The sequence below is a fragment of the Megasphaera sp. An286 genome, assembly GCF_002163455.1.
Lineage (GTDB): Bacteria > Bacillota > Negativicutes > Veillonellales > Megasphaeraceae > Megasphaera > Megasphaera stantonii.
The window spans coordinates 20,330-47,028 of record NZ_NFIY01000003.1; the positions used below are offsets into that span (position 1 = coordinate 20,330).

Below are 26,699 nucleotides of genomic sequence, written 5' to 3' on the forward strand. Positions count from 1 at the left end.
GCTTTACGAGGTGACAGAATATGAATAAGAAACAGAAAAAAATGCTCCTGCGCATCGTCGCTGCGGCCATACTCATGGTGGCCCTGGCCTTTGCGCCTGTCGACGGAGCGGCCCGGTTCGTGGCGTATACCGTGCCGTACCTGCTCGTCGGCTATGATATTTTATGGAAGGCCCTGAAGGGCATCAAGAACCGTCAGGTCTTCGACGAAAATTTCCTCATGGCCGTAGCGACGGTCGGAGCCATCGCCCTGGCCGTATACAGCGGCAGCGGCGACTATACGGAAGCCGTCGCCGTCATGCTCTTTTATCAGATCGGCGAACTCTTCCAGAGCTACGCCGTCGGCAAGAGCCGCCGCAACATCAGCGAGCTTATGGATATCCGCCCCGATTACGCCAATATAGAAAGAGACGGCCAGCTGGAACAGGTCGATCCTGACGAAGTGGAAATCGGCAGCATCATCGTCGTCCAGCCCGGCGAAAAGGTACCCATCGACGGCGTTGTCACAGAAGGGATGTCGAATCTGAATACGAGCGCCCTGACCGGCGAAAGCCTGCCGAGAGACGTCGCGCCAGGAGACGAAATCATCAGCGGCTGCATCAACATGACCGGCGTCCTGCGCATTCGGACGACGAAGGACTTCGGCGAATCGACAGTATCGAAGATTTTGGATTTGGTCGAAAACGCCAGCTCCCGCAAGTCCAAGTCGGAAGACTTCATTTCCAAGTTCGCCCGCGTCTATACGCCGGCGGTCTGCATCAGCGCCCTCGTCCTGGCTATTGCGCCGCCTGTCGTCCGCATGGCCGCCATGGGCCTTGCGCCTGAATGGGGCACGTGGATTTACCGGGCTCTGACCTTCCTGGTCATCAGCTGCCCCTGCGCGCTGGTCATCAGCATTCCCCTGAGCTTCTTCGCCGGTATCGGCGGGGCCAGCAAGGAAGGCGTTCTCGTCAAGGGCTCCAACTATTTGGAAACCCTGTCCCAGACGAACATCGTCGTCTTTGATAAGACGGGCACCTTGACCCAGGGCGTCTTTGAAGTCAACGGCATTCACCACAGCGGCATGGATGAGGCCGAACTCATCGAGCTGGCGGCCCTGGCTGAAAGCGCTTCGTCCCATCCTATCAGCAAGAGCCTCCAAAAGGCTTACGGCAAGCCGATCGACAGAAGCCGCGCGATGGATATTCAGGAAATCAGCGGCCACGGCGTCATAGCTATGGTAGACGGCCGGCAGGTCGCCGCCGGCAACGACAAGCTCATGGCCAAGCTCGGCGTCAAAGCCATTCCCTGCCATCAGGCCGGCACGATTATCCACATGGCCGTCGACGGGGTCTATGCCGGCCATATCGTCATTTCCGATGTCGTAAAGCCCACGTCCCGCCGGGCCATCGCGGCCTTGAAGGACGCCGGCGTTCGCAAGACCGTCATGCTGACGGGCGACGCCAAGGCTGTGGCCGCACAGGTTGCCTCGTTCTTAGGCATCGACGAAGTATTCAGCCAGCTCCTGCCGGCCGATAAGGTGACAAAGGTAGAAGAGCTGCTGAGCCGGAAAGGGAAGAAGGAAAAGCTGGCCTTTGTCGGCGACGGCATCAACGACGCGCCGGTCCTGCGCCGGGCTGATATCGGCATCGCCATGGGGGCCATGGGCTCCGACGCGGCCATCGAGGCGGCCGACGTAGTCCTCATGGACGACGACCCGCTGAAAATCGCCAAGGCTATCCGCATTTCCCGCAAATGCCTGGGCATCGTATACCAAAACATCGTCTTTGCCATCGGCGTCAAGCTCCTCTGCCTTGCCTTGGGAGCTGTGGGCCTGGCCAACATGTGGCTGGCCATCTTCGCCGACGTCGGCGTCATGATCCTCGCCGTCCTCAACGCCATCCGGGCGTTATTCGTACACAACCTAGGAGGAACAGACTATGAAATTTCAACAGATTCGCAACGCGACGACCAAGCTGGAGTACGGGGGAACGACGTTCCTCGTCGATCCGTGGCTGGCTGATACCGATGCTATGGGCTCGTTTCGCCAGATCAATAATCCTGACTTTTCCCCAATGCTGGACGAACAGCTCGATATTCCCATGCCTATGTGCGGATTGCCCATGGCGGCCAACGAAGTATTAAAAGGCGTCGACGCCTATATCGTGACGCACGTGCACCCGGACCATATCGATATGGGCCCCGACGGAACCTGCGGCGGACCACTCTGCCATGATACGCCCCTATGGGTGCAGAACGAAGGCGACGCCGCTGTCATGAAGGCATCCGGCTTTACCGATGTTCGCCTGCTATCGGAACAAGGGACGACGGTACAGGGCGTTAAGTTGACGAAGATTGAAGGTCAGCACGGTACCATCGAGCCCTGCGGCCCGTCGTGCGGCGTCGTCTTAGAGGCTGAAGGCGAACCGACGGTATACCTCGTCGGCGATACGGTCTGGTTTGACGCCGTAGAGCAGGCTCTTCGGACCTATAGGCCCGCCGTCATCGTCGTCAACGCCTGCGCGGCGTACCTCAAAAAGAACGGCCGCCTCATCATGAATGCCGACGACATTGAGCTGATTCGCCGGGTTTGCCCCGACGCCTGGATTATTGCCAGCCATATGGACACAGTAGCCCACGCGGCTTTGACGAGGTATTCCCTGCGCCTGGTCTTGGAGGCTAAGGGTTTAGACAACGTATATATCCCCGACGACGGCGAAACGTACGTCTTCGATTGACATATTCATATCCCCTCTTTAATATATAAACGCGGCGGGGCAGATTCCATGATGCAGTATCGGGAATCTGCCCCGCCTTTGTTATGCGCTGTCGGATATTGTGAATTTGCAGTGAAAAAGACATGTCGGAACTTCTGGCGAGAATATAAGCTGGCGATACGATTGGCGATAAGCAGATAGTTGTTATGCCTGCCATGTTTTGATGGTATAATATAAATGAATAGAATTTTGTTTGCCATAGCAAAAGAATGAGAGGAGGCGATTGTTTTGAGTGAAATGGCTATGTTTTTTGGCGAGTCTCGGTACATAGAATATAAGCGGGAAGTTCCGAAAGATAGTTTAAAATACATGAAATCTGTTGTAGCGTTTGCTAATGGTGACGGCGGACAAATTATCTTTGGCGTTGAGGATAATACCGAAAAGGTTATTGGTGTACCTGCCGAGACCTTATTTCAAACGATGGATGCGTTGACGAATGCCGTAACGGATAGTTGTGAACCCATGATTATACCTAATATAATGGTTAGAGAAATAGATGAAAAGCAAATTATTATCATGGAGATAATGCCGGGAATGGAACGGCCATATTTTATTAAAAGCAAAGGAATGATTAACGGTACCTATATCAGGACTGCTGGAACGACTCGTCCTGCCGATCAAGTTATACTGCAAGAGCTAATTTTAGAAGGCCGTAATAAATTTTTTGATCAGGAACCTGTTTGGCATGGAATGGTTGCCGACTATGAAATTGATGCATTATGCCGGCAGTTGTATGAGATTGCGTTAAAAAATGCTAAAACGGCAGAACAAAGACAGGCTGTAAAAAGAGTTACAAAGAATACGCTGTTGTCTTGGGGCGTATTAGCGGAACGGCAGCATATGGTGCTGCCGACGAATGCATATTCCATGCTGACGAATACGAACGGTTTGCCGCCGCTTATCCAATGCGCCGTCTTTAAAACGGAAAACAGAGCTATATTTGTAGATCGCAGGGAAATAACCGGGACAGTACAGGAGCAAATAGAAAAGGCGCTGCAATATGTGCTGGAAAAAATAAATATGGGTGCCCGATTTCACGGCATCTATCGAGAAGATGTGTATGAATTGCCGCCAGATAGTCTAAGAGAATTAATTGCAAATGCAGTAGTACATCGAAGTTATTTAGAACCAGCTCCCATACAAATTGCCTTATTTGCCAATCGACTGGAGATTACATCTCCTGGTGGTTTGATGCGCGGCGTGACCGTGACAAAAATGAAAGAAGGCTTTTCGAAGATTAGAAATAGAGCTTTAGCAAGCGCTTTTGCTTACATGAATATCATTGAGCAATGGGGAAGTGGTATTCCTAGAATTATGCATGAGTGCCAAAAGTATGGGCTTCCAGAATTGGAAATTATAGACTTAGACGGAGATATGCGAGTTAATTTATATAGGTGTACCAAGGCGAAGACTGACCAAAAGACTGACCAAAAGACTGACCAAAAGACTGACCAAAAGACTGACCAAAAGACTGACCAAAAGACTGACCAAAAGACTGAAAGCAACCCTATACTAACAGACAATGAAGCGGCTATTTGGCAAATATTGCAGCAAAATCCAAGTTGTACGCAGAAGGAAATGGCCGGGATCCTGCGATGGAAGCCGGGAAAAATTAAATACCATATCCGCAATTTGCAGGCAAAAGGCCGAATCATACGAGTTGGGTCCCATAGGAAGGGATATTGGCAGCTCGTTCAGCCAGAAAAATGATGAATATTCCCGATTCGAAATGAAGAAGCCGGCGATGCCGTTTACATTTTAGACTATACGCACAACGCTCCGGCTTTATAACGAGAAAACGCCCCGTGTCAGCAGTATGACTGATACAGGGCGTTTTGTCATTTCTTCGTATTGGACAGTACGATGGCGGCGACCATGAGGACGCTGCCCAGGCATTCCTGGAGGCTGACGCCGTGGTTGTAGAACCAGACGGCCAGGAGAAAGCCGAAGACGGCTTCCATGGAAATGATGAGGGAGGCGTGGGCGTCGCTCGTGTGCTGCTGGGCGATGTTTTGGGCCGAGAAGGCGAAGACCGTATTGAGCAGGACGAGGTAAGCGATGCCGGTCAGGGCGTTTTCACCGGCGCAGACCAGGGCGTCGGGCAGGCCGGAAAAGGGCAGGGCCAGCAGCCCCGGCGTCAATAGCTGAAAGAAGGTCATGGAAAACATGTCGGCTCCCTTGACGAAGTTGCCGACATATACGATTTGAATGGAAAAGCAGATGGCCGCCATGAGGGACAGGACGTCGCCCAAGGTAGGCGTCAGATTTCCCGGCTTCAGGCACAGCAGGGCCAGGCCGGTTACGGCCAGCAGGGCGCAGCCGACGTCGCGGCGGCGCAGGGGATTGTGAGCCAGGGCGACGGACAGAAAGGGGACGAAAACGGCGTAGGATGTGACGAGGAAGGAATGGCGCTCTACCGTCGTCAGGGCCAGGCCGTTGAGCTGGAAGATAAAGGCGATGAACTGAATGGCGCCGATAATGACGCCGTATCGTATTTCGCGCCCCGTGCCGCGGAGAATTTTCTTATGGAAAATCAAGAACATGACGGCGGCGGACAGGAGGAAGCGGGAGCTCATGACGCCGAAGGCCGACAGGGAGGACAAGGCTTCTTTCGATGCGATAAAGCCGCCGCCCCAGATGGCGGCGACGAGGAGAAGGGCAAGGTCTGCGGCGAGCATTTTAAGCCGCGGCGTACGGGACAGGTTCATGAAAACACCTCTGTATTAATGTGGCTGAAGACGCGGCGATGGCGTCTTGACTAATTACTGTATTATAACAAGTTTTTGCCATGCTTAAAAGGTAGGGCGAGACATGTGTCCAAAGTATTTGCCTGTCGGGGCTTTTCTTTTTATAATGGAAGACATGAAACCGAGAGCGCCGCAGCAGGCGCACTATAGAAAGGGAGAATATACGATGAAACGCGTACTGATAATTACTTCGAGCCTGCGGGCTCACAGCAATTCCGACGCCCTGGCCGAGTCCTTTGCCCGCGGGGCGAAGGACGGCGGCTGCGACGTGACCTGCGTCAGCCTGAAAGGAAAGAACATCGCCTTCTGCCGGGGCTGCCTGGCCTGTCAGGAACGGCAGGACTGCGTCATTGCCGACGACGCCGCGCCCATTGCCGAAGCGATGAAAGAGGCCGACGTCATCGCCTTTGCTACGCCTGTATACTATTACGGCTTGGCAGGACAGCTCAAGACCCTGCTGGATCGGGCCAACTGCCTGTTCCCGTCGGACTACCGGTTCCGGGACATTTATCTGCTGGCTTCGGCGGCTGAAGACGAGGCGACGACGATGGACGGGCCTATCCGCGGCATACAGGGCTGGATCGACTGCTTTGAAAAGGCACGGCTGGCCGGCACGGTCTTTGCCGGCGGCGTCAACGACGGCGGCGATATCGAAGGCCATCCGTCGCTGCAGCAGGCCTACGAAATGGGAAAAGAAATCTAAAAAAAAGAGTTGAAATCGCCGTTTTTTGGTGATATAATTAAAAAGCTTGAATCGTGTCAAGCTCCTAACCCTTCTGCGGGAAGGGTCATATGTCCAAAAGAGGAGGTGATTTCGTGAACAAGTACGAAGTCATATTTATTGCAAAGCCGCTTGAAGAAGCAGAAGTAGATCCGATCGTTGAATTCGTGTCTAATTTGCTTACGAAAAACAGCTGCAATATCGAAAAGGTAGATCGCTGGGGCAAACGCCATTTAGCTTACCCGGTCAAGAAACAGGCCGACGGCTACTATGTGTTGATCAACTTTGAAGCAGATCCTGCTACGATCAAAGAAATCGACCGCGTTTTGAAAATCCGCGACGAAGTCCTGAAACACTTGATCGTCAAGATCGACGAATAACCGGAGGCGCGAAGGTATGAATTCAGTACAGTTATTAGGCAATTTGGCCCGTGACCCGGAAATCCGTTTTACGAAGACGGGCAGAGCCGTAGCCATGTTTACCGTCGCCTGCACTCGCACGTACGTGCCGATGGGCAGCACGGAACAGAGAGAATTAACTGATTTTATTCCTTGTGTTGCTTGGGGTAATTTGGCGGAAAGCTGCGGCAACAACTTAGCAAAAGGCAGCCGCGTGTTCGTTCAGGGCCGTATTTCCGTGCGTTCCTATGAAACGCCGGACGGTCAGAAACGGTACCGCACCGAAGTCGTTTGCGATCTCGTTGCCCAGGCCTTGGGAAGCGATCACCAGCAGCAGATGCCTGTTCATCAGGCCGCTCCTGTACAGTCCAGACCGGCCGCTCCTGGCGCAGGTTTCGGCAGCATGGGTTCCGATGCTGTTGACGAAGAAATCCCATTCTAAAGTCAAACAAAGCCCTTCTTAATTTTTGAAGGAGGATACATAGATGAGAAGAGAACGCTCGAGAAAACCGAGAAGAAAAGTTTGCAGCTTCTGCGTAGATCATGCTGAACAGATCGACTACAAAGATATTGCAAAACTTCGCCGTTTCACAACAGAACGTGGCAAAATCCTGCCGCGCCGCATTTCCGGCGTTTGCGCAAAACATCAGCGCAAACTGACTGTTGCAATCAAACGGGCAAGAGCTATCGCTCTGCTTCCGTACACGGCAGAATAATACACCATGACATGAACTGTCCTGTAAGATCGTCTTGCAGGACAGTTTTTTTGCGCCTGTTTTGCGGCAGATGCAAGGGGCGAAATATGGTATAATTGGAATCATACCTGCGAAAGAGAGAAGGAGGCGCCGCTCGTGTCGATGCTGGAAGAAATGCTGTTTTTGCTCGTCCTGTTTGGAGCCAACGTCATTCAGGGGATTACGGGCTTTGCCGGGACGCTCCTGGCGATGCCGGCGTCGATTCTGCTCATCGGGCCGGATAAGGCCAAGGCTATCTTAAATATCATGGCCGTGCTGTCGTGCAGCATTATCGCCGTGCAGTCCCTGCGGTACGTCGACGTCCGGGAGCTGCTGAAAATCATCGCGGCGATGCTGTTTGGCATGGCCGCCGGCATGTATGCATACGCTGCCTGTCCCCTGTCCTATCTGATACCCGTGTACGGAGCCTTCGTCATGGCCGTCGGGGCGCGGAATCTGTATGCGAAAAAAGCCCCTTCCTTCTCGCGGAAAGGGGCTTGGGCCGTTCTCCTGGGAGCCGGCGTCGTCCACGGCATGTTCGTGTCCGGCGGGGCCCTCCTCGTCGTGTATGCGGCGGCGACGTTCCGGGACAAAGAGGTGTTCCGCAGCACCCTGGCCGCCGTGTGGGTCATTCTCAACGGACTGCTCATGGGAAAGGATTTTTTCAGCGGCGTGTATGACGGCGACGTCGTCTTTCTTACGGCGGTCAGCGTCGTCCCCCTGGCAGCGGCGATTTACGTCGGCACGGCGATTCACCGCCGCATCAACCAGGCCTTGTTCATGAAGCTGTCCTACGCCCTGCTGATCCTGTCGGGAGCTATGCTCGTCCTTTAGCGGCGGAGGATTTTTTCGATGCCTTCAATAGACGTAACGAAATTCGCTTTTTCACGGCCGGCTTGATTGAGAAAGCCGGCTCTTACCATGTGGTCGAATAATTTCTCTAAGTGGTCGTAGCAGCCATGGATGTTGTACAGTATACAGGGCTTGGCGTGGCGTCCCAGGCGGGCTGCCGAGATGGCTTCGGCGATTTCCTCCAGCGTGCCGGCCCCGCCGGGCAGGGCGATGAAGGCATCCCCCATCTGGAGCATGGTATCCTTGCGCTGGCTCATCGTGTCTACCGTAATGAGCTGGGTCAGGCCCGTGTGGACTTCTTCGGCTGTCTTGAGAAACTCCGGGATGACGCCGACAGCCTTGCCGCCGTTGGCTAAGACGGCGTTCGCCAGCTTTCCCATCAGGCCGGTCCGGCCGCCGCCGTATACCAGCGTAATGTCATGGGCGGCCAGCCATTGGCCCAATTCCGACGCCTTTTGTTCATAAATCGGTTCGCTGCCGGCGCTGGCGCCGCAGTAGACGGTAATATTCACGAATATGACCTCCTGTCTTTGTCTTTCTTTTTATTATACAGCAATATGCCTTCGGCGGCTTGCCGTTCTTGTAATCCCTTGGCGAAATATATGTAATATTTTTGTCGGGTCATTGGAAAGGGCCGCCGTTTTTCTGCGATTTTCGTTGTATTCCGGGAAGGGCAGGCGTATAATGTGATGTTGCAAGAGGTAACAAAAGGAGTTGACCTGAATTGAAAGCAACTACATGTATCGCCTGCGCAGTCTGCGCCTTAGGCCTGACGGCGCCGTGTCTGGCTGAGGAACCGCTGCCGGCAGCGGCTGTCGCCGTCGTATCGGTCCAGCCGGCGCAGGATGCGTCGGCTGCGTCGTGGCTCGAACCGGCTGCCGGCGAATGGTACGACCTGAAGGGTGAATTGGCTATGACGATCAGCGGCAGCACGATCAACGGCTGCCCTGTCGCGGCATCAGGAAACTGTACGTACGGATATCCCCGCACGGGCCATTTCACGATTTCCGAAAGCCAGGGGACGAGAACCCTGACGCTGGATTTGCTGGGCCATAAATCCCACCAGTATCTCATCGTCGACGGCAAGACGGCCCTGCGCCGCTCTATTCATCCCGAATACAGCGAATCGGTCGGCGGCATATACCTGGGCATGACAAGGGACGACGTGACGGCAAAGTACGGCTATCCTAATGAAATCACGGCCGATCAGGGCATGGAGCACTGGTCGTACGGCCTGCACCGCATGGACGTATTCTTCCAGGGCGGCATCGTCATGGCCGTCCGCCTGTATAAAGGCAGCGATATCAAATTTGATAAGTCCGGCCTGGGTGCCGACGCGGCGATGGCGGCCTACGCCGAAGCGTATAAGCTCGCTGCAGTGCCGGTCATTCCGGCAGACGACGGCGTCCTGTCGCCGGCCTACGACTTGCCTCAGGGCGAAAAATTCCACGTCAGCCAGCGTTACGTCCAGCTGTCCGTGGACTGATGAAAATATATCATAAACGCAGGTTCTTTACTCCGTTTCGCGGGGCAAAGGGCTTGCGTTATTTTTGTATGGAACGCTCCATGGCGAAATTGACCAAAATTTGTCCTGCCCGGCGAATGCGCTGCCGGCGTATGACAGTGTAGCCTCGCCTTTCGAAAAAGGGACGGGCCGTCAGGGAGGCATCGGTGCGAATCCGCGTATAGCCTTCGGCGGCGGCGCGCCCTTCGATGCGTTCCGCCAGGGCTTTGGCGACGCCGCGGCGCTGGTAGTCCTTGTGGACGTAGAGGCAGTCGAAGTACTCGCCGTCCCGGTTGGCGAATCCGACGATACGGCCGTCCTGCACGGCGACCCACGTGTCTTCCCCTTTTAAGAGGCCCTGCCATCGGGAGAGGTCCGGCTTTTTCGGGGCCCAGGCGTCGGCCTGCTCCGGTGTGTAATCCTTGAGGTTTACGCTGTGAATCGTATCGTAAAACAGGGATACGACGGCCTGCAAATCTCCTTCTTCATAGGGGCGCAGGCAGAGCTGCGCTGCTGATGGTTTCATATCCTCTCCTTATCCCGTGACGGCCAGCATGTTGTAGAGCTTTAAAATGCGGATGTCTTCCTTTGAAATATGCAGTGCTTTGATAAAATCGGCTGTTTCGGCAGTCGGCTTTTTCGTAATCAGGGCCTTGGCGGCAATGGGCATAAAGGGCCGCGACGACAAGCCGTAGTTTAAGACCCATTTGTACGGGGCGTCTAAATACGAGGCCAGCATATTGATGGTATACTGCTCCATGGGCGTGTCCCGGTTCTGAAAGACGAGGCGCGTCAGGGCGTCGTAGTGAACCATGCGGCCCGTGTAGGTGTTTTCGCAGTGCTGATACTGGGCGACGTCGTCACAGGTCATGTACATCATGACCTTGTATGTGTTGTCGGCCTGCTTTCCGCCGATTTCGATGAGGCTCCGCGACAGGCTGTTGTTGCGGCCGTCGAAGGTGTACATGTACAGGCGGCGTATTCCCTGGAAAAAGGAAGGAACGGCGTCTTCCTGGCGGACAGGCTCCGGCTCGGGCGCGTAATACAGGAGCTGCTCTGGCGAAACGCCTAAGGCCGCGGCGATGTCGTATAAGGTGTCGACATCTAAGGAAATCTGCCCCTTTTCATATTTGGAAACGGTGGCCTTGCTCTTGCAGATAGCGTCGCCGAGTTCCTGTACGGTCCAACCCTTCTTTTTTCTGAAAATATTAATTTTTTTGCCTATCTCCTCGCTTATACGCATGATGCTCACCTGTTTCTTATAAATCTTTCTGGAATCGGAAATACGAGGTTATATACATAAGTATAAGAAAAAAATCGGTGATTTTCTACTATAAGGAAACAAATTTAGAAATATTGTTTCGTTTCGCGAGAAAGGTCCTGCTTTGACGAGGGATGTCTTCTTTGATATGCTGTGTACATAACGAAACGCATACTGATGAAGGAGATGACTGCCATGACTTACGATTTTGATGAAATCATCGACCGCCGCCATACGAACGCCCTCAACACGGACGGCTTCCGCGGCTATATTTTCCACGCCGGACCGGAGAAGAAATTTCCCTTTGCTGACGACGAATTCGTCCGCATGTGGGTGGCCGACATGGAATTCGCCACGCCGCCGGAAATCTGCCAGGCCATGAAAGACCGCATCGACCGCCGCATTTTCGGCTATACCCTGCTGTGCGACGACTCCTACTACGACGTCTTTGCCGGCTGGTGCCAAAAGATGTACGGCTGGACCTTCCCCAAGGAAGAGCTCGTCTTTTCGCCGGGCATCATTCCGGCCCTGTACGAGCTCGTCGAAGACCTCGTCAAGGACACGGAAAAAATCCTCATGGTATCGCCGGCGTACGGCTTTTTCCAGCACGCCGCCGAATACGCCGATCGGACTTACGTATGCTCGCCCTTGATGTACGATGCGGGCAAATTTTCCATCGACTTCGACGACTTCGAGGCGAAGGCCGCCGACCCGCACATGAAGCTGGTCATCTGGTGCAATCCTCATAACCCGACGGGCCGCATCTGGACGGAAGAGGAGCTCCGGCGTGTCGCGGCTATCGTCGAAAAGTATAACCTCTGGATTATCAGCGACGAAATTCACTGCGATCTCCTGCGCTGCGGCAAGACCCACACGCCGATGGGCAAAATCATGGCGGACTATCCCAAGCTCGTGACCTGCATGTCGGCCAGCAAGACCTTCAACATGGCCGGCCTCATGTTCTCGGATATCATCATCCGCGACGCCGAGCTGCGGCGTCATTTTACAGCCCGCGACAAGACGGTGGGCTTCATCAATCCCTTGTCCCTCGAAGCTCACAAGGCGGCCTATCTCCACTGCGGCGACTGGCTCGACCAGCTGCGGGTATATCTGGACGGCAACTTCCAGTTCGTCAAGGACTACGTAGCGGAGCACCTGCCGAAGATTGCCTTTGAAATTCCCGACGCGACGTACCTGGCCTGGATGGACATGAGCCCCTACCTCGGCGACGTGGAAAACATCCCCGATTTCTTTGCCAACGAAGCGGGCGTCCTCCTCGAAGGCGGCGACAGCCTGTTTGTCGGCAACGCTAAGGGCTTTATCCGCCTGAACCTGGCCATGCCCCGTTCGATTATCGCCGAAGGCCTGAAGCGGATGGACGAAGCGATTCAGAAGCATTTGGCGGCGAAATAAGAAAAACAATTCTATAGCTGCAAATTGACATACCTCTCCGGTGAAGACGAGCCTTGCCTTTGCCGAAGAGGTTTTTTGCTGCCGATACAAGGGGGCAGATATTTGACGTGTTTTAGCAAATTCAGTATAATGGAAACATGCCGAGGCAGGTGCAGGCTTGTTTGAAACTGAATCGGCGTACCGGGCTGATACCGGTTATTTTTTTGCGGTTTTGATGACTTGTTTGATGCGAAATTGTGAGGAGTTTCTATGTATACAGTAACGAAACGGCTGGAAATCGCGGCGGCTCACCGCCTGAGCCTGAACTACGAAAGCCAGTGCGAAAACCTGCACGGCCACAACTGGATTATCTACGTGACGTGCCGGCGGGAAGAGCTGAATGAAAACGGCATGGTCGTCGATTTCAAGGACATATCCAATATCGTGAAGAGGAAGCTGGATCACGCTTATCTAAACGACGTGATTCCCGGCAATCCGACGGCGGAAAATATCGCCAAGTGGATCTGCGATTCCATTCCCTTTTGCGTCAAAGTGAGCGTGCAGGAATCGGAAGGGAACGTGGCGACGTATGAAGTATAAGTTTCCCGTCGTAGAAATCTTTGACAGCATCGAGGGCGAAGGAAAGCGAACAGGCTACCTGAGCACCTTTATCCGCTTCGCCGGCTGCAATCTCCGTTGCTCGTACTGCGATACGGCCTATGCCTTGTCGGCAGACGACGCGGCGGCGGAATACACGGCGGACGAATTGGCGCAGATCGTACAGTCTAAGCCGTGGAGCCGCGTGACCCTGACGGGAGGCGAGCCTATGCTGCAGCCCTTGCAGGAGCTGACGGAACGGCTTTGCCGCGGCGGCTGCGAGGTCAATATTGAGACGAACGGGGCCGTCCTCTTGCCGAAGGAGCGTCCTGCGGGCCTGTTTTATACGATGGACTGGAAATCCCCCTCGTCGGGCATGAGCGAAGCCATGAAGCTGGAAAACCTGCAGGAACGGCTGACGCCTGCCGACGTCGTCAAGTTCGTCGTCGCGACGAAGGACGATTTAGACGACATGGCCTATACGATTTCCCACCTGCTGCCGGCATCGCGGCCCTTGCTGTACGTGTCGCCCGTGTGGGGCGAAATCGAATCGGCGGCCCTCGTCGATTTCGTCAAGGAGAAGGGCCTGGACGACGTGTGCGTGCAGGTGCAGCTCCATAAAATCATCTACGATCCGGAGGCCAGAGGCGTATAATGGACAGAGAAAAATTAAAGCAGGCAGCGGCGCTGATCCTGGAAGCCGTCGGGCAGGACGGCCGCGACGGGACAAAGGAGACGCCGGAGCGGTTTGCCAAGATGATGGAGGAACGGCTGGCCTATGCAGGTGTTTCCAACGAAGAAATCGCCAGGGAATTCGACAAGGTGTTTCCCTGCGATGACGGCAATATGGTCGTCGTCAAGGACATCGACGTGTTCAGCTTTTGCGAGCATCACATTGCCCTCATGTACGATATGAAAATCGCTATTGGCTATATTCCGAAGGGCTGCGTTATCGGCTTGTCGAAGCTGGCCCGCATCGCCGACGCCGTCTGCCGGCGTCTTCAGCTGCAGGAACGCATCGGCGCCGATATATACGACGTGCTGCGGCGCATCGTCAAGACCGACGACATCATCGTCTGCATTCAGGGCGAGCATTCCTGCATGACGGCCCGGGGCATCAAGAAGCCGGGCTCCCAGACGCGGACCTTGTATGCCGGCGGCGTCTTTGACGATCCCCTGCGGAGAAATGAATTTTTTAACCTCATACGGTAATGCATACAGGCTCCCCATCAGACGGATACGCTGTCTGATGGGGAGCCTGACGTCATTTTGGCCTTATGGAAGGATTTGGATTGCGTCTTGCAGTTCTTTTTCTAATTTCAGGCGATGGGCTTTTTCATATAAGCCGGCCATGCTGCCGTCGTGGAGGAAAATGACCTGCCGCCCTAATTTGATTTTCTTTTCCTTGATCATGTCGAGGACGGCGGCGAAGGCCTTGCCGGAACTCGTCGGGTCGAGGAGAATTCCCTCGTGGCCGGCCATGAGGCGGACGGCGTCGCGGACATGGCGGTCCGGTTCGCCGTATCCCTTGCGGATATAGGCCGTCTCGATGTGCATGTCGCTGTCGTCGAAATCAAAGCCATACGTTTCCTTTACCTGCCGGAAGTAGTCGCCCAGGCGGTCTTCGTCGAGGGGCTTGACGGCGATGCCGACGGGCTTTAAGGACGAGCCGATGGCTTTCAGGCCGCAGTATAAGCCGACGTACGTGCCAAGGGTCGTCACGGGGACGTAGACCGTCGCTCCCTGCAGGTACTGTTCCTGAGCCTGCTTGTCCAGCTCGGCGGCGCAGTCGTAATAGCCCAGCATGCCCGTCGCGTCGCTGCCGCCCATAGGGATGAAGTACAGACGGTGGCCCTGGGCGATTTCCTGTTCCATGACGGCCTTTGCCGTTTCTTCCAGCTGGACCGCTTCAGGGCGGCCGTCGTCCTTCTTGATGACGGTGCGGGCGCCGAATAGGCTGCTGAGGAGCAGGTTGCCGCTCAGTTCGCCGTCGTAATTACCGACGGAAATGACGATGCTGCGCAGGCCGTATTTGGCTGCCGCAGCCGCCGTGAGACGGCAGTGGTCGGAGCGAATGTCGCCGACGGTGACGACGGTGTCGGACTGGGAATTGACGGCGTCGAACAGCAGGTATTCCAATTTCCGCAGCATGCCGCCGCCTCCGCCGAAGGGCGTCACATCGTCGCGCTTTATGTAGAGTTCCCGGAAGAGCTCCTGAGACAAGCCCGAAAGGTACTGCAGCGGCGTCGGGTGCTCGTCCAGAAGGGTCAGTTTCGGTCGTAATGTGTTCATAATCAGGCCTCCTTTTATCTTCTACGCTTAATAGTATCATAGATAAAATGGGGAGAAAAGAGGAAACCACGGGCCCCGCCTGCAGAATATGCGGCGGGGCCCGTGGTTGGGGAAGCGATATGAGTCGCGGCGGCTGGCGTCAGATTGACAGGCGCTGCCGCCGGCGGTCGGTTATAAGCCGGGCAGTACGACTACCATGATGTGCGAAATGATGTAGTAGGAAATGGCCCCCATGATGGCCGTGCAGGGAATGGTCATAACCCAGGCCGTGACCATCTGACGGGCTACGTTCCAGTGGACGGCTTTGGCCCGCTGGGCCGCGCCGACGCCCATGATGGAGCCGGAGACGACGTGCGTCGTCGAGACGGGCAGGTGGAGCATCGTCGCCGAGAAGATGACGACGGCCGAGTTCAGGTCGGCTGCAAAGCCGTGGATGGGGTGCATCTTGAAGATCTTGCCGCCGACGGTGCGGATGATTTTCCAGCCGCCGACGCTGGTGCCGAGAGCCATGGCCAGGGCGCAGAGGAACTTGACCATCGTCGGGACTTCCAGCGTGTCGATGACGCCGCCCGACAAGAGGGCCAGGGTGATGATGCCCATGGACTTCTGGGCGTCGTTGGAGCCGTGGGAGAAGGCCATGAGGGCCGCTGAGACGACCTGCAGCCTGTTGGCCGTCATGTTGATCTTAGCCGGCTTGAAGTTGCGGCAGACGACGAACAGGATGTTCATGATGATATAGCCGACGACGATAGCCGTAACGGGCGACAGGATGAGGGACAGGAAAATCTTGATGATGCCCCAGTCGTTGAGGGCCGCCGTGCCGACGGAAAAGGCGACGGCGCCGATCATGCCGCCGATGAGGGCGTGGGACGAGCTGGAGGGCATGCCGAACCACCAGGTCAGCAGGTTCCAGACGATAGCGCCGACGAGGCCGGCGACGATGACCAGCTCGTTGATCATGGCCGGCGACGTGACGATGTCGCCGCCGATGGTCTTGGCGACGCCGGTGGAAATCATGGCGCCGACGAAGTTTAAGAAGGCCGACCCCATGATGGCGATGCCCGGCCGGATGGCCCGCGTCGAGACGCAGGTGGCGATGGCGTTGGCCGTATCGTGGAAGCCGTTGATAAAGTCGAAGGCCAGGGCCAGGACGACGACCAGGATAATTAACGGGGTATCAAGCATACTTCATCGTCACCTCTTTTATGATATTGCCGAGCTCTTCCACTTCGTCCGACGTGTCTTCCAGCGTGCCCAGCACGTCTTTCCAGCGGATGATGTCGAGCAGGTCCATTTCGCCATTGAAGATGCGGGAAATTTCGCGGCGGTAAATGTTGTCGACTTCCGTTTCGATTTTGCTCAGGCGGTTGGCTCGTTCCATGAGCTCCGCTTCGTTTTTGTCGATATTTTTCAAGAGCGAGAAAATATCTTTCAGCTCTTTGCCCATGAGCTCCAGCTGGTCGACGATGTCGACGGCGGCCGGCGTCATCGTTTTGATGTGGTACAGGCTGATGCGCATAAGGGAGCCGTGAAGCTGGTCGATGCAGTCTTCGAGCTGGCATGTGAGCTTGTAAAAGTCTTCGCGGTCGATGGGCGTAATAAATACGCGGCATAACTTCATGATGACGTCTTCATTGATTTTATCCGACGTGTGCTCCAGCTGGGCGATATCCTTCATGTACATGGAAATATTGGCCGTGTTGGTCATGACGTCCTTGGCGATGAGGGTGCCGCGGTGGAAGTTTTCGGCGTTTTCAACCAAATAATCAAAAAACTCTTCATGCTTGTTGCTGATACTGAACATCTATGTGACTCCTCCTAAGTAATGATTGGTTCCAGTATATAATATATCGTTTGTCATTATGTAAAAGAAATGTAAAGAATTTGTAAAATTATTGGGGAAAATGGGAAAAAATCGGGACGATAAACGTTTTTTTTACCCTTGTATATGCTATAATCTATACATACGAGTAAAGCAAATTTTACACACCCATGCCTGAAGGAGGATATGTTTTATGGTAAACACACGCAAGGTGGTCATCGTCGGAGCCGGCCACGTAGGCTCTCACGTCGCATTGGCCCTGATTCAGTCCGGCGAAGCCGACGACATCGTCTTGATTGATATTTTGAAGGAAAAGGCCCAGGGACAGGCGATGGACCTGGACGACGGCGTCAGCGGCGCCTTGTGCGGCAACGATGCCCAGATCCGCGCCGGCGGCTATGAAGAACTCAATGACGCCGACATCCTGGTCATGGCCTTTGGCCGCAGCCGCAAGCCCGGCGAAACGCGCCTCGACATGTTCGACGATTCGATCCGCATGGCTCAGGAAGTCATTTCCCATCTGAAGCAGGTAGACTTCAAGGGCATCATGCTCAGCATATCCAACCCTGCCGACATCATCTGCGAATACATCCGCCGTCAAATGGGCTGGGAACGCAATCGCTGCTTCTGCACCGGCACGAGCCTCGAAACGTATCGCCTGCTTCGCGTCCTGTCCCATCGGACGGGATACGCCCGCCGCTCCATTCAGGGCATGTGCATGGGCGAACACGGCAACTCCAGCTTCATCGTCTGGTCCCAGGTCTATGTCGGCGGCAAGCCCTTCGCGGCCTTCATGGCGGAAAAGCCGGAGCTGGCGGCGCTCAGCCTGGACGACTTGCAGACGGAAGTCAAGCGGGCCGGCGACATTGAAATCGACGGCAAAGGCTGCACCGAATTCGGCATCGCCAACGCGGCGTGCATGATCATTTCGGCTATTTTCCATGACCAGAAGCTCGTATGGCCCTGCTCGACGGCCTTGTTCGGCGAATACGGCGAAGAAAACGTAGCGGCCGGCGTGCCCTGCGTCATCGGCAAGGACGGCATGGAAGGCGTCGTCGAAGTCGCCCTGACGGAAGAGGAACAGAAGAAGTTCCACGATTCGTGCGATATTCTCCGCAGCTTCCTGGAACGGGCCGAAGGATTATAATTTTCATGCGTTATGGCAGGCTGTGACGAAGGCTTTCGCCGCAGTCTGCTTTTGTATTTAACTACTGTGTTGAGGTGAAAAGAAGACATGAATTTCTTATTGACCAGACAGGCGTCTCATCCTGTAGACCGGATGCTGCCGTTGCCGAAATTGTTTGCCTATGGGCTGCAGCATGTCCTGGCCATGTATTCCGGAGCCGTCGCCGTGCCGATCATCGTGGCCCAGGCCCTGCATCTGACGCCGGAGCAGCTCATTCATTTGATTAACGCCGACTTGTTTACCTGCGGCATCGCGACGATTCTCCAGACCGTCGGCTTTTGGAAGGTCGGCTCCCGCATCCCCATGATACAAGGCGTCACCTTCGCGTCGGTCACGCCGATGATCATGATCGGACAGGAGCACGGGATTACGGCCATATACGGGGCGATTATCGCCGCCGGGTTGTTTACCTTCCTCATCGCGCCCTATTTCAGCCGCCTGATCAAGCTGTTTCCGCCCGTCGTCACGGGTACGATTATCATGATGATTGGGATTACCCTCCTGCCCGTGGCCGTGCGCTGGGTCGGCGGCGGCAACCCGTCTTCGCCCGATTTTGCCAGCCCCATGAACCTGTTCCTGGCAGCCTTTACCTTGGCTATCGTCGTGGCCATTTACCGCTGCGGCAAGGGCTTTGTCAGCAACGTATCCGTCCTCATCGGGCTGATCTGCGGCACCATATTGTCCATGGTATTGGGCGTGGCTAACTTTGACGAAGTAGGGCGGGCCGATTGGATCGGCATCATCACGCCCTTTTCCTTCGGCCTTCCGACCTTTAACGTCGGCTCGATCATTTCCATGATCATCGTCATGCTCGTCGTCATGGTAGAAACGACGGGCGACTGCATCGCTATCGGCGAAATCGTCAAGCGCCCCGTCGGCAGAGGCCGGCTGGCCCGCTGTCTCCGCGCCGACGGCTTGTCGACGCTCATCGGCGGCATCTTCAACAGCTTCCCCTATACGGCTTTCGCCCAGAACGTCGGCCTCATCGCCGTCACGCGCGTCAAGAGCCGTTTCGTCGTCGCCGCTTCGGGCGTCATCCTCATCCTGCTGGGGCTGTTCCCGAAAATGGCTGCCGTTGTAGCCTGCATTCCCAACGCCGTTCTCGGCGGCGCAGGCATCGCCATGTTCGGCATGGTCATCGCCAGCGGCGTCCGGGCGTTGGCGAAAGTCAAATTTGACGGAAACTATAACCTCATGCTCGTCGCCGTCAGCATCGGCATGAGCATGATTCCCCTGACGGTTCCGAATTTCTTCCAGCATTTCCCCGATGTCGTGAAGGTTATCTGCCAGAGCGGCATCACCCTGGGCAGCCTGACAGCCGTCGTGCTGAACATCTTGTTCAACGGGTTTAAGCCGGAAGAAGATAAGACCCAGGCTGACCAGGCATAATATCGTAGTATTTGCAGAGGGAGCGTACATGAAGAGACAATTACTGACCCTGGCCTGTACATGGGCCGCAGCAGCCGGAATTGCCTTGGCTGTAGAACCGCCTGCGCCGAACCTGTCGGTGCAGGCAGCGCAGATTCAGACAGCAGAGGACGAGAGCCGCCGGTCTGACGCGGACAGTGCGCCGCCTCGCAGCCGCGCGGAAGCGGGTGAGCCTGCTTCTGACGATACATCTGCGCCTGCCCGTTCTTCCAAAGACAGACGGCAGGATCGCAACGCCGGAACGAAAACCGGCGAAGCTAAGGCCGGACAAGCGGCTCCGGATCCGATAGTGACGGTACAATCGAAAACGCCGCCCGACGTAACCGTCGAAATCAAGAAGGCCCCGGCGGCAAAGGCGCCGAAGCCCCGGAAGCAGACGGAGCAAGGCCGGAAAATCGGCATCAACGCGGCCAGCCGTATGCTCATTTTGTATGAAAACGGCAAAAAAGTCCGCATGTATCACGTAGGCGTCGGCACGCCGTCTACGCCGACGCCGCCCGGCTTTTACAGCGTGCAGACGAAGGAGGTCAACCCGACGTGGATCGACCCCAGCGATACGACCGTACAGATTCCGGCAGGGCCGGACAATCCCCTGGGCTATCGCTGGATCGGCTTTCACGGCACCTACGGAATTCATGGGACCAATAATCCTTCCTCCGTAGGCTATTACGTGTCCAACGGCTGCGTCCGCATGCATGAGAAAGACGTGGAAGAGCTGTATCCTCTCGTATCTATCGGCACGCCGGTCATGGTCTATTACGACCGCATCGTCATCGACAGCGCGGCGGATCATACCGTATCGTACTACATCTATCCCGATGGCTACGGCTGGCAGCCGCTGACCGTTCAGGACGTGCGGCGGGCCTTAGCCGGCTACGGCGTGGAAAACTTTGTGACGGCCGAATCCATTGCCGCCAAAATCGCCGCCTCAGACGGGCAGCCGACGTATATCGCCAAAGCGTACGACCTGTATGTGAATGAGAAAAAGCTGCCCCTGCGGGCCTTGAAAGCCAACGGCGTCACCTATCTTCCGGCTGTCGCCGTCGCCACGGCGCTGCGCCTGGACCTGCACTGGGACAACAGCCGCGGGCTGCTGACCAGTCCCTACGGCTCGGCTCCAGGCGTCGTGAGAAATAACGTCGTATACGTAAACGCCGCCTTTGCCGACAGGCTGTTTCACTTGTCCGGCGCCCTGACCGGGGACTTGACTTACGACATGCAGTCCCAAGCGCCGCCTGCGCCTAAGGCGGCTGTAAGCGTGACCATATCGCCGACGGACGGCCCGTCGCTGAAGACGACGTGATAAAAAACGGCTCCGCTGTTAGGAGAATCGCCTGTATTTAAGGCGATTTCCTACGGCGGGCCGTTTTCTTTTGTTTCTATGGAGCGGTCTCGTGTTGACAAATAGAATATAGTGATTTATAATTGACATATGTCAAAAATAAAACGTCGCACAGGCTGGCAGCAGCCGGTCATAGAAAGGGATGGACAAGTATGAAAATTGCAGTTACTTATGAACAGGGCCAGATTTTTCAGCATTTCGGCCATACGGAACAATTCAAGATTTACGAAGTAGAAAACGGCGCAGTCGTCAGCGCGGAAGTCGTCGATACGATGGGCAGCGGCCACGGTGCGCTGGCCGGATTTTTGCAGGCTCAGGGTGTCCATACGCTGATCTGCGGCGGCATCGGCGGCGGAGCGCAAATGGCTCTGGCTCAGGCCGGCATCGCCTTGTACGGCGGCGTACAGGGTTCGGCAGACGAAGCCGTAGCAGCTCTGCTGGCGGGAACGCTCTCCTTTAATCCTGACGTGCACTGCGACCATCATGACCATGCCCACGGCCACGGCGATCATGCCTGCGGCGAACACGGCTGCGGCCAGCATGAACATCATGGCTGCGGCCATCACCACTAATCACAAAGCAAGACCATATACGACAGCGAAAGAAGGGTTGAAGATGAAAGAAATTACGGCATTTTATTTAAACGGCTGCCCCTACTGCCGCAATGCGAAGGCGGCGCTGGCAGAATTAGTCAGTGAAAATCCGGCCTACGGCGAGGTGCCCGTCCATTGGTATGAAGAATCGGAATCTCCCGACGTCGTCCAGGGACACTCCTATTATTACGTGCCGTCTATGTTCATCGGCACAGAAAAGCTCTACGAAGCCCAGCCGGGCCAGTCCTATGATGAAATTAAGAGCCATGTGAAGGCAGCCCTCGACGCTGCGATGGCTTAGGTATACCATACCTGCTGATTTTTCCCACAGAAATCGGCAGGTATTTTTTTATGCGTACAGGGACGCGACGCGCTCCGGCGATAGGCCAATATCGGACTGATTGGGGGAAACGCAGGCCAGTACCGGGAGATTCGTCAGCTCCTGGATTTGTACGACGTTGTCCCGTTCCATCAGCGTGTCCTTGTAGTTGTTGACGATAAAGCCCTTGACCGGCAGGTTCTGGGCTTTCATATAGAAGGCCGTCAGAGCTGCGGCGTTGATCGAACCGAGGCCGGCCGGCGATACGATGACCGACGGGAGGCCGAGCCAGCGGATCAGGTCGGTCAAGTACCAGCGATGAGCGGCGTCGATTCGGATCGGGCAGACGATGCCGCCGCAGCCTTCGACGGTCACGTAGGGATAGGCTGCGCAGACGGCCTGCCAGGCGCGCAGCACTTCCGATTTTTCGACAGGATTTCCTTCTAAGCGGGCCGCTAAGTGGGGCGAATAGGCTTGGGCGTAGCGGTATGACAGCAGGAGCTCTTGCGGCTCTCCGATGCCAGCCGCGCTGTTTACGAAGGCGGCGTCGCTTTCAGCGAAGGACGGCGCGCCGCTGACGACGGCTTTGTAATACCCGGCGTCGTATCCGCCGCGCCGGAGGGCTTTGAGCAGCAGGGCTGAAATATAGGTTTTGCCGACATCGGTTCCCGTGCCGACGACATATAATCCTTTGGACATGAACATCTCTCCTTAAACGAATACCTGCAGGCGGCGAAGGCGGCGAGACAGGATGGCTGCTGCAAAGCAGACGGCGACGTCGCCGGGGACTTCGACGGCAAAGGCGTACAAAAATAAAGACCATAAGGCCGTGTCGTTTCCCAGGTAGCAGCTGCTGATGAGATAGGTATAGGAAACGCCGAAGCCATATACGACGGCCAGATTGACATACACGGCGGCAAAGACGCGGCGGCGCGTCCAGGGATAATGCGGGCCGGCGAGAAGGCCGGCTATCCAGGCTCCGGCAATAAATCCCAACAGGTAACCGAAGGTAGGCTGAAAGACGTAGGACGGCCCGCCGCCGGCAGTAAATACGGGCAGGCCGGCTAGGCCCAGAACGACGTACAGCGTTACGGCGGCAGCTCCTTTCGCCGGGCCCAGGACAAGGCCGGCCAAGGTCGTGAACAGGAGCTGCAGCGTAAAGGGGCAGACTGGGATGGGGATGCGGATAAACGCGCCGATGGCGGTCAAAGCGGCGAACAGGGCGATATAGGATACGTCGCGGATCGTGCCGGGCGGAGAACCAGGGCGAGAACACGGCGGCATGGACATCACTCCTTATTTGTTATCTTTTTAATTAAGGCGTATATGTTTACAAATATAAGGAAAGTATAGCCTAAACAAAGACGTAAGTCAATTTCTTTTGTAGAATAAAAATTAACATACTGCGATAAAAGTGAACTAAAAAAGTATTGATTGAGCGTGCGAAGTGTGCTATACTAAAGGTACTCAATAGATAATCATTATTTTTTAGATAGATGAGGAGGGAGTCATATGCGAATTGGCGAAGGCACCATTACGGAAATCCTCGACGGCGGCCTGGCGAAAGTCCGCGTCAACCGCGATCATTTATACGTGGCCTGCAGCGCCTGCTTTGGCGCCGAGCACGTCTACGTGACGGCGAGAAACAGCCTCGGCGCTCAGGAAGGACAGGACGTGCGGTATGAAGTGCAGGACGAGCACCTTGTCATGGGGGCTTTTATCTGTTTTATCGTCCCCTTGTTCCTGGTTATACTAGGCGGCATCGGCGGCTACTCCTTCGGCGAGACGGTTTTGTCGGCCTTGATCGGCGCGGCAGCCGGATTGATAGTCAGCGCCGTATTGGTCAAGCTGTACGATTCGTCCCTGGGAAAGAAAATTGATACGAAGGCTACGATCACGGAGATCATCGAAACAGACGACGACGAGTCGTAAATACAAAAAGGCTGGCCCGAAGACACAGGAGTTCTTCGGGCCAGCTTTTTGTATTGTAGAGAGGTGATTATTTGTTTAATACGCCTTCGAGGTATGTGGCCGTATCGGTCAAGCTGTCCGATACGTAGCTTTCGATATCGCCCTTGTCGCAGTGCATGGCGAATTCCGGGTCGATAGGCAGCTTAGCCGTATGGGGGATTTCGTATTTCGCCGCCGATTCTTCTACATGGCTCGGGCCGTAGATTTCATGACGGGAATGACAGTCGGGACATTCGAAATAGCTCATGTTTTCGATGAGGCCGAGGACGGGGATGTGCATGATTTCCGACATCTTCAGGGCCTTTTCGACGATCATGGAGACGAGCTCCTGCGGCGACGTGACGATGAGGATGCCGTCGACCGGCAGGGACTGGAATACCGTCAGGGGGACGTCGCCCGTTCCCGGCGGCATGTCGACGAACATGTAGTCGATATCGCCCCAGACGACGTCGGTCCAGAACTGTTTTACGGCGCCGGAAATGACCGGTCCGCGCCATACGACGGGAGCCGTCGTGTCTTCCAGGAGTACGTTCATGGACATGACTTTAATGCCCGATTTTGTTTCTACAGGGAAAATGCCGTTGGCGTCTCCTGTAGCCCGTTCTGTCAGGCCGAAGGCCTTCGGGATGGACGGGCCGGTGATGTCGGCGTCGAGGATCGCCGTCTTGAAGCCGCGGCGCTGCATCTGTACGGCCATGAGGGACGTGACGAGGGATTTACCTACGCCGCCTTTGCCGCTGACGACGGCGATGACGTGCTTTACGTGCGTTCCTTCATGGGGCTGAGCCTGGAGGCTCTGCGGCTGCGTGCGGCTGGAGCATTCGCTGCTGCAGCTGGAGCAGTCGTGATTGCAATTTTCACTCATTACTATCATTCTCCTTTTTGGGATTACATTTTCCGGCCTGACAGCGCGTATGGCGGCAGGAGCCGGCATGTTCACAGAGTTGTATGTGGCCGCCTTCGATGAGAAGGCGCTTTCCATGGACGAGAGCGTCGGCAATCTTTCGGCGGGCGCCGTCGTAAATCCCCGTGACGGTCGTGCGGGACACGTCCATCTGGGCGGCGCACTGCTCCTGCGTCAGCCCGAGCAAATCGATCAGGCGGATGACTTCGTATTCATCGATGCGCATGATGATGACCTCTGCGTCGGCTGCGCAGCCGGACGGGGCGAACTCGCCGGCTTTGGGCAGAGAACAGACGCGGCGGCACCGCGGCGGTCTCGGCATGGAATTACCTCCCTTTTCAGTGATTCAGTATTATTATAAAAGTATAGATGACATATGTCAACAATGCCTCAGGCCTTATTTCCATAGGTTTCTTCATAGCGCTTGCGCTTGCGGACAAAAGTCGACGGCGTGATGCCCAGGGCCTTGGCGGCGGCGCGGACGTTGCCTTCCTGTTCGTAGGCCATCGTCAGGTAATGGTATTCCAGCTTTTCCAGCGTTTCGTTTAAGTCGGAAGGGAGTTCGTCCGGTACTTCGGCGGCCGTCTCCGGCGCGGCTTCTTCGGCTGCCTGTTCGGCTGGGACGACAGGGTTCGTCGGCCGGAGCAGGTGGAGGTCTTCCGGCTTGATTTCGTCGCCGGAGCTGATGATGACGGCCCGTTCGACGATGTTTTTCAGCTCGCGGATATTGCCGGGCCAGGGGTATTCGTTCAGGAGCTGAATGGAAATGTTGGAAAACCTCTTTTTAAAATTGTATTTTTGATTGAGCTTGCCCAAAAACGACAGGGCCAGGGGGGTAATATCCTTTTTGCGGAACCGCAGGGGCGGAATGGAAATGGGGAAGACTGTGAGGCGATAGTATAAATCCTCGCGGAATTGGTCGTTCTTCACCATGTCTTCTAAATTGCGGTTCGTCGCCGCGATGATGCGCACGTCGATTTTTATCGGCTTGGTGCCGCCGACGCGCATGATTTCCTGCTCCTGAAGGGCCCGCAGCAGCTTGACCTGCATGTCTTTCGGCAGCTCGCCGATTTCGTCGAGAAAGAGTGTTCCCTTGTCGGCTAATTCGAACAGGCCGATTTTGCCGCCCCGGCTGGCTCCGGTAAAGGCGCCGCTTTCGTAGCCGAAGAGCTCGCTTTCGATGAGGCTGGGCGGGATGGCCCCGCAGTTTACCTGGATGAAGCTGTTTTTGGCCCGGCTGCTGTGCTGGTAGATATAGCGGGCCATGACTTCCTTGCCGACGCCTGTTTCGCCGAACAAGATGACCGTCGTGTCCATGGGGGCGACGCGGTTGGCCAATACCATGGCTGCCAGGGCCGTTTCATCGCGGACGATGAGCTCCCGCTCCGTAAGGGGCGTCTGAATGTGCTCCAGCTCGAGGCGAAGGCGCTCGATGGCGTCGGTCTTTTCCTGTATCGATTCCTTGAGGTTGTATATTTCCGTCAGGTCGCGGACGTTGGTGACGATCATGATGAGTTCGCCGTTTTTGTCGAAAATAGGCGAGCTGGTGACCAGGGCTTCCTTCCCCGATTTGAACCGCTGCTGCAAGGTGACGGGCCGCTTCGTGCGGGACACGATGAGAGAGCCCGACTCGGAGATGAGCTTCTGCTGCACCAAATCGGCCATATTCTTTCCTAAGATTTCGTCTTTTGTCAGGCCGGTAATTTCTTCGTACGAATGGTTGATGCGCAGGACGTTGCAGTTTTTATCGGTAATGAAAATACCGTCGAAGGAGTATTCGATAATCGCGTTCAGGTGTTCTGCCGCTTCGGCGACAGTGGAAAAAATTTCTTTCGTTCCCATAGGACTCCTCTCTTCCAGCATGCTGTTTAGTGTAGGGCGG

At 55.6% G+C, this 26,699-nt stretch carries 31 protein-coding genes; 19 read left to right on the forward strand and 12 right to left on the reverse strand.

Translation table 11 applies throughout. The features are described 5' to 3' along the window. The first annotated feature begins 20 nt into the window (after positions 1 to 20). The 3 genes from B5F80_RS02300 (at position 21) to B5F80_RS02310 (ending at position 4,464) form a co-directional block, all read left to right on the forward strand. Positions 21 to 2,000 (forward strand): heavy metal translocating P-type ATPase, encoded by a 1,980-nt coding sequence (locus B5F80_RS02300; RefSeq protein WP_087477205.1) that lies wholly within the window; start codon positions 21 to 23, stop codon positions 1,998 to 2,000. Further along, positions 1,918 to 2,715: an MBL fold metallo-hydrolase gene (locus tag B5F80_RS02305; RefSeq protein WP_087477206.1), complete on the forward strand. Its 798-nt coding sequence runs from the start codon at positions 1,918 to 1,920 to the stop codon at positions 2,713 to 2,715. Before B5F80_RS02300 ends, B5F80_RS02305 begins: the two co-directional genes overlap by 83 nt. 276 nt (positions 2,716 to 2,991) lie before the next feature. Continuing rightward, positions 2,992 to 4,464, forward strand: a complete 1,473-nt coding sequence (locus B5F80_RS02310; protein ID WP_204246329.1) for an ATP-binding protein — start codon at positions 2,992 to 2,994, stop codon at positions 4,462 to 4,464. 128 nt (positions 4,465 to 4,592) lie between these two features. On the opposite strand, the gene B5F80_RS02315 is transcribed toward B5F80_RS02310, so the two are convergent. Beyond that, on the reverse strand, positions 4,593 to 5,462 hold the full coding sequence (locus tag B5F80_RS02315; protein ID WP_087477208.1) for a DMT family transporter: 870 nt from the start codon (positions 5,460 to 5,462) through the stop codon (positions 4,593 to 4,595). Positions 5,463 to 5,667: 205 nt separating this feature from the next. On the opposite strand from B5F80_RS02315, the gene B5F80_RS02320 reads away from it, so the two are divergent. The 5 genes from B5F80_RS02320 (at position 5,668) to B5F80_RS02340 (ending at position 8,188) form a co-directional block, all read left to right on the forward strand. Beyond that, positions 5,668 to 6,204: a flavodoxin family protein gene (locus tag B5F80_RS02320; protein WP_087477209.1), complete on the forward strand. Its 537-nt coding sequence runs from the start codon at positions 5,668 to 5,670 to the stop codon at positions 6,202 to 6,204. Between the two features lie 113 nt (positions 6,205 to 6,317). Then, complete coding sequence (rpsF, locus tag B5F80_RS02325) at positions 6,318 to 6,602, forward strand: 30S ribosomal protein S6 (protein WP_087477210.1); 285 nt, start codon at positions 6,318 to 6,320, stop codon at positions 6,600 to 6,602. A gap of 16 nt (positions 6,603 to 6,618) precedes the next feature. Further along, positions 6,619 to 7,062, forward strand: coding sequence for a single-stranded DNA-binding protein (locus tag B5F80_RS02330; RefSeq protein WP_087477211.1), 444 nt, complete (start codon positions 6,619 to 6,621; stop codon positions 7,060 to 7,062). Between the two features lie 43 nt (positions 7,063 to 7,105). Then, positions 7,106 to 7,336, forward strand: coding sequence for a 30S ribosomal protein S18 (rpsR, locus tag B5F80_RS02335; protein WP_087477212.1), 231 nt, complete (start codon positions 7,106 to 7,108; stop codon positions 7,334 to 7,336). 141 nt (positions 7,337 to 7,477) lie between these two features. Continuing rightward, on the forward strand, positions 7,478 to 8,188 hold the full coding sequence (locus B5F80_RS02340; protein WP_239386287.1) for a sulfite exporter TauE/SafE family protein: 711 nt from the start codon (positions 7,478 to 7,480) through the stop codon (positions 8,186 to 8,188). Here the strand turns inward: B5F80_RS02340 and B5F80_RS02345 are convergent. After that, positions 8,185 to 8,718: a TIGR00730 family Rossman fold protein gene (locus B5F80_RS02345; protein WP_087477214.1), complete on the reverse strand. Its 534-nt coding sequence runs from the start codon at positions 8,716 to 8,718 to the stop codon at positions 8,185 to 8,187. The genes B5F80_RS02340 and B5F80_RS02345 overlap by 4 nt on opposite strands. Before the next feature lie 212 nt (positions 8,719 to 8,930). On the opposite strand from B5F80_RS02345, the gene B5F80_RS02350 reads away from it, so the two are divergent. Beyond that, a complete protein-coding gene (locus tag B5F80_RS02350) occupies positions 8,931 to 9,692 on the forward strand; it encodes a hypothetical protein (RefSeq protein ID WP_087477215.1) in 762 nt (253 codons plus the stop codon). Between the two features lie 58 nt (positions 9,693 to 9,750). Here the strand turns inward: B5F80_RS02350 and B5F80_RS02355 are convergent, their stop codons facing one another. Then, on the reverse strand, positions 9,751 to 10,236 hold the full coding sequence (locus tag B5F80_RS02355) for a GNAT family N-acetyltransferase (RefSeq protein WP_087477216.1): 486 nt from the start codon (positions 10,234 to 10,236) through the stop codon (positions 9,751 to 9,753). Positions 10,237 to 10,245: 9 nt separating this feature from the next. Beyond that, a complete protein-coding gene (locus tag B5F80_RS02360) occupies positions 10,246 to 10,953 on the reverse strand; it encodes a helix-turn-helix transcriptional regulator (protein ID WP_239386285.1) in 708 nt (235 codons plus the stop codon). A 213-nt stretch (positions 10,954 to 11,166) separates the two neighbouring features. Between B5F80_RS02360 and B5F80_RS02365 the strand changes: the two genes are divergently transcribed. From B5F80_RS02365 to folE, 4 genes are all read left to right on the forward strand, one after another. Beyond that, positions 11,167 to 12,384, forward strand: coding sequence for a PatB family C-S lyase (locus tag B5F80_RS02365; protein WP_087477217.1), 1,218 nt, complete (start codon positions 11,167 to 11,169; stop codon positions 12,382 to 12,384). Positions 12,385 to 12,633: 249 nt separating this feature from the next. After that, positions 12,634 to 12,963 (forward strand): 6-carboxytetrahydropterin synthase QueD, encoded by a 330-nt coding sequence (gene queD, locus B5F80_RS02370; protein ID WP_087477218.1) that lies wholly within the window; start codon positions 12,634 to 12,636, stop codon positions 12,961 to 12,963. Then, positions 12,953 to 13,615, forward strand: a complete 663-nt coding sequence (locus B5F80_RS02375; RefSeq protein WP_087477219.1) for a radical SAM protein — start codon at positions 12,953 to 12,955, stop codon at positions 13,613 to 13,615. The genes queD and B5F80_RS02375 overlap by 11 nt, the downstream gene beginning before the upstream one ends. Further along, on the forward strand, positions 13,615 to 14,172 hold the full coding sequence (folE, locus tag B5F80_RS02380) for a GTP cyclohydrolase I (protein ID WP_087477220.1): 558 nt from the start codon (positions 13,615 to 13,617) through the stop codon (positions 14,170 to 14,172). The genes B5F80_RS02375 and folE overlap by 1 nt, the downstream gene beginning before the upstream one ends. A 63-nt stretch (positions 14,173 to 14,235) precedes the next feature. Here folE and B5F80_RS02385 read toward each other — a convergent pair whose 3' ends face one another. The 3 genes from B5F80_RS02385 to B5F80_RS02395 all read right to left on the reverse strand — a co-directional run bounded on the left by B5F80_RS02385 (position 14,236) and on the right by B5F80_RS02395 (position 17,056). Beyond that, complete coding sequence (locus tag B5F80_RS02385; RefSeq protein ID WP_087477221.1) at positions 14,236 to 15,252, reverse strand: pyridoxal-phosphate dependent enzyme; 1,017 nt, start codon at positions 15,250 to 15,252, stop codon at positions 14,236 to 14,238. 171 nt (positions 15,253 to 15,423) lie between these two features. After that, on the reverse strand, positions 15,424 to 16,437 hold the full coding sequence (locus B5F80_RS02390) for an inorganic phosphate transporter (protein ID WP_087477222.1): 1,014 nt from the start codon (positions 16,435 to 16,437) through the stop codon (positions 15,424 to 15,426). After that, positions 16,430 to 17,056, reverse strand: a complete 627-nt coding sequence (locus B5F80_RS02395; RefSeq protein WP_087477223.1) for a DUF47 family protein — start codon at positions 17,054 to 17,056, stop codon at positions 16,430 to 16,432. The genes B5F80_RS02390 and B5F80_RS02395 overlap by 8 nt, the downstream gene beginning before the upstream one ends. A 211-nt stretch (positions 17,057 to 17,267) precedes the next feature. On the opposite strand from B5F80_RS02395, the gene B5F80_RS02400 reads away from it, so the two are divergent. The 5 genes from B5F80_RS02400 to B5F80_RS02420 all read left to right on the forward strand — a co-directional run bounded on the left by B5F80_RS02400 (position 17,268) and on the right by B5F80_RS02420 (position 21,924). Next, complete coding sequence (locus B5F80_RS02400; protein WP_087477224.1) at positions 17,268 to 18,221, forward strand: L-lactate dehydrogenase; 954 nt, start codon at positions 17,268 to 17,270, stop codon at positions 18,219 to 18,221. 87 nt (positions 18,222 to 18,308) lie between these two features. After that, complete coding sequence (locus B5F80_RS02405; RefSeq protein WP_087477225.1) at positions 18,309 to 19,649, forward strand: nucleobase:cation symporter-2 family protein; 1,341 nt, start codon at positions 18,309 to 18,311, stop codon at positions 19,647 to 19,649. Positions 19,650 to 19,677: 28 nt separating this feature from the next. Then, complete coding sequence (locus B5F80_RS02410; protein ID WP_087477226.1) at positions 19,678 to 20,991, forward strand: L,D-transpeptidase; 1,314 nt, start codon at positions 19,678 to 19,680, stop codon at positions 20,989 to 20,991. A 191-nt stretch (positions 20,992 to 21,182) separates the two neighbouring features. Next, on the forward strand, positions 21,183 to 21,602 hold the full coding sequence (locus B5F80_RS02415) for a NifB/NifX family molybdenum-iron cluster-binding protein (protein ID WP_087477227.1): 420 nt from the start codon (positions 21,183 to 21,185) through the stop codon (positions 21,600 to 21,602). Positions 21,603 to 21,645: 43 nt separating this feature from the next. Further along, a complete protein-coding gene (locus tag B5F80_RS02420) occupies positions 21,646 to 21,924 on the forward strand; it encodes a glutaredoxin (RefSeq protein WP_087477228.1) in 279 nt (92 codons plus the stop codon). 48 nt (positions 21,925 to 21,972) lie between these two features. Here B5F80_RS02420 and bioD read toward each other — a convergent pair whose 3' ends face one another. Beyond that, positions 21,973 to 22,641 (reverse strand): dethiobiotin synthase, encoded by a 669-nt coding sequence (gene bioD / locus B5F80_RS02425; protein WP_087477229.1) that lies wholly within the window; start codon positions 22,639 to 22,641, stop codon positions 21,973 to 21,975. Positions 22,642 to 22,653: 12 nt separating this feature from the next. Beyond that, positions 22,654 to 23,226, reverse strand: a complete 573-nt coding sequence (locus tag B5F80_RS02430) for a biotin transporter BioY (protein ID WP_087477230.1) — start codon at positions 23,224 to 23,226, stop codon at positions 22,654 to 22,656. Between the two features lie 228 nt (positions 23,227 to 23,454). On the opposite strand from B5F80_RS02430, the gene B5F80_RS02435 reads away from it, so the two are divergent. Beyond that, on the forward strand, positions 23,455 to 23,874 hold the full coding sequence (locus tag B5F80_RS02435) for a SoxR reducing system RseC family protein (RefSeq protein WP_087477231.1): 420 nt from the start codon (positions 23,455 to 23,457) through the stop codon (positions 23,872 to 23,874). Positions 23,875 to 23,941: 67 nt separating this feature from the next. Here the strand turns inward: B5F80_RS02435 and B5F80_RS02440 are convergent, their stop codons facing one another. From B5F80_RS02440 to B5F80_RS02450, 3 genes are all read right to left on the reverse strand, one after another. Beyond that, complete coding sequence (locus B5F80_RS02440; protein WP_087477232.1) at positions 23,942 to 24,778, reverse strand: Mrp/NBP35 family ATP-binding protein; 837 nt, start codon at positions 24,776 to 24,778, stop codon at positions 23,942 to 23,944. Beyond that, the gene (locus tag B5F80_RS02445; RefSeq protein WP_087477233.1) at positions 24,771 to 25,139 is read right to left on the reverse strand and encodes a DUF134 domain-containing protein; all 369 of its coding nucleotides are present in this window, start codon (positions 25,137 to 25,139) and stop codon (positions 24,771 to 24,773) included. Before B5F80_RS02445 ends, B5F80_RS02440 begins: the two co-directional genes overlap by 8 nt. A gap of 68 nt (positions 25,140 to 25,207) precedes the next feature. Further along, on the reverse strand, positions 25,208 to 26,659 hold the full coding sequence (locus B5F80_RS02450; protein WP_087477234.1) for a sigma 54-interacting transcriptional regulator: 1,452 nt from the start codon (positions 26,657 to 26,659) through the stop codon (positions 25,208 to 25,210). Between the last annotated feature and the right edge of the window lie 40 nt (positions 26,660 to 26,699).

Excerpts from the sequence above, each read along its gene's own strand:
- B5F80_RS02300 (WP_087477205.1), top strand. The coding sequence starts at position 21 with ATGAATAAGAAACAGAAAAAAATGCTCCTGCGCATCGTCGCTGCGGCC.
- B5F80_RS02305 (WP_087477206.1), top strand. The coding sequence starts at position 1,918 with ATGAAATTTCAACAGATTCGCAACGCGACGACCAAGCTGGAGTACGGG.
- B5F80_RS02310 (WP_204246329.1), top strand. The coding sequence starts at position 2,992 with ATGGCTATGTTTTTTGGCGAGTCTCGGTACATAGAATATAAGCGGGAA.
- B5F80_RS02315 (WP_087477208.1), bottom strand. The coding sequence starts at position 5,462 with ATGAACCTGTCCCGTACGCCGCGGCTTAAAATGCTCGCCGCAGACCTT.
- B5F80_RS02320 (WP_087477209.1), top strand. The coding sequence starts at position 5,668 with ATGAAACGCGTACTGATAATTACTTCGAGCCTGCGGGCTCACAGCAAT.
- B5F80_RS02330 (WP_087477211.1), top strand. The coding sequence starts at position 6,619 with ATGAATTCAGTACAGTTATTAGGCAATTTGGCCCGTGACCCGGAAATC.
- rpsR (WP_087477212.1), top strand. The coding sequence starts at position 7,106 with ATGAGAAGAGAACGCTCGAGAAAACCGAGAAGAAAAGTTTGCAGCTTC.
- B5F80_RS02340 (WP_239386287.1), top strand. The coding sequence starts at position 7,478 with ATGCTGGAAGAAATGCTGTTTTTGCTCGTCCTGTTTGGAGCCAACGTC.
- B5F80_RS02355 (WP_087477216.1), bottom strand. The coding sequence starts at position 10,236 with ATGAAACCATCAGCAGCGCAGCTCTGCCTGCGCCCCTATGAAGAAGGA.
- B5F80_RS02360 (WP_239386285.1), bottom strand. The coding sequence starts at position 10,953 with ATGCGTATAAGCGAGGAGATAGGCAAAAAAATTAATATTTTCAGAAAA.
- B5F80_RS02365 (WP_087477217.1), top strand. The coding sequence starts at position 11,167 with ATGACTTACGATTTTGATGAAATCATCGACCGCCGCCATACGAACGCC.
- queD (WP_087477218.1), top strand. The coding sequence starts at position 12,634 with ATGTATACAGTAACGAAACGGCTGGAAATCGCGGCGGCTCACCGCCTG.
- B5F80_RS02375 (WP_087477219.1), top strand. The coding sequence starts at position 12,953 with ATGAAGTATAAGTTTCCCGTCGTAGAAATCTTTGACAGCATCGAGGGC.
- folE (WP_087477220.1), top strand. The coding sequence starts at position 13,615 with ATGGACAGAGAAAAATTAAAGCAGGCAGCGGCGCTGATCCTGGAAGCC.
- B5F80_RS02385 (WP_087477221.1), bottom strand. The coding sequence starts at position 15,252 with ATGAACACATTACGACCGAAACTGACCCTTCTGGACGAGCACCCGACG.
- B5F80_RS02390 (WP_087477222.1), bottom strand. The coding sequence starts at position 16,437 with ATGCTTGATACCCCGTTAATTATCCTGGTCGTCGTCCTGGCCCTGGCC.
- B5F80_RS02395 (WP_087477223.1), bottom strand. The coding sequence starts at position 17,056 with ATGTTCAGTATCAGCAACAAGCATGAAGAGTTTTTTGATTATTTGGTT.
- B5F80_RS02400 (WP_087477224.1), top strand. The coding sequence starts at position 17,268 with ATGGTAAACACACGCAAGGTGGTCATCGTCGGAGCCGGCCACGTAGGC.
- B5F80_RS02405 (WP_087477225.1), top strand. The coding sequence starts at position 18,309 with ATGAATTTCTTATTGACCAGACAGGCGTCTCATCCTGTAGACCGGATG.
- B5F80_RS02410 (WP_087477226.1), top strand. The coding sequence starts at position 19,678 with ATGAAGAGACAATTACTGACCCTGGCCTGTACATGGGCCGCAGCAGCC.
- B5F80_RS02415 (WP_087477227.1), top strand. The coding sequence starts at position 21,183 with ATGAAAATTGCAGTTACTTATGAACAGGGCCAGATTTTTCAGCATTTC.
- B5F80_RS02420 (WP_087477228.1), top strand. The coding sequence starts at position 21,646 with ATGAAAGAAATTACGGCATTTTATTTAAACGGCTGCCCCTACTGCCGC.
- bioD (WP_087477229.1), bottom strand. The coding sequence starts at position 22,641 with ATGTCCAAAGGATTATATGTCGTCGGCACGGGAACCGATGTCGGCAAA.
- B5F80_RS02430 (WP_087477230.1), bottom strand. The coding sequence starts at position 23,226 with ATGCCGCCGTGTTCTCGCCCTGGTTCTCCGCCCGGCACGATCCGCGAC.
- B5F80_RS02435 (WP_087477231.1), top strand. The coding sequence starts at position 23,455 with ATGCGAATTGGCGAAGGCACCATTACGGAAATCCTCGACGGCGGCCTG.
- B5F80_RS02440 (WP_087477232.1), bottom strand. The coding sequence starts at position 24,778 with ATGAGTGAAAATTGCAATCACGACTGCTCCAGCTGCAGCAGCGAATGC.
- B5F80_RS02445 (WP_087477233.1), bottom strand. The coding sequence starts at position 25,139 with ATGCCGAGACCGCCGCGGTGCCGCCGCGTCTGTTCTCTGCCCAAAGCC.
- B5F80_RS02450 (WP_087477234.1), bottom strand. The coding sequence starts at position 26,659 with ATGGGAACGAAAGAAATTTTTTCCACTGTCGCCGAAGCGGCAGAACAC.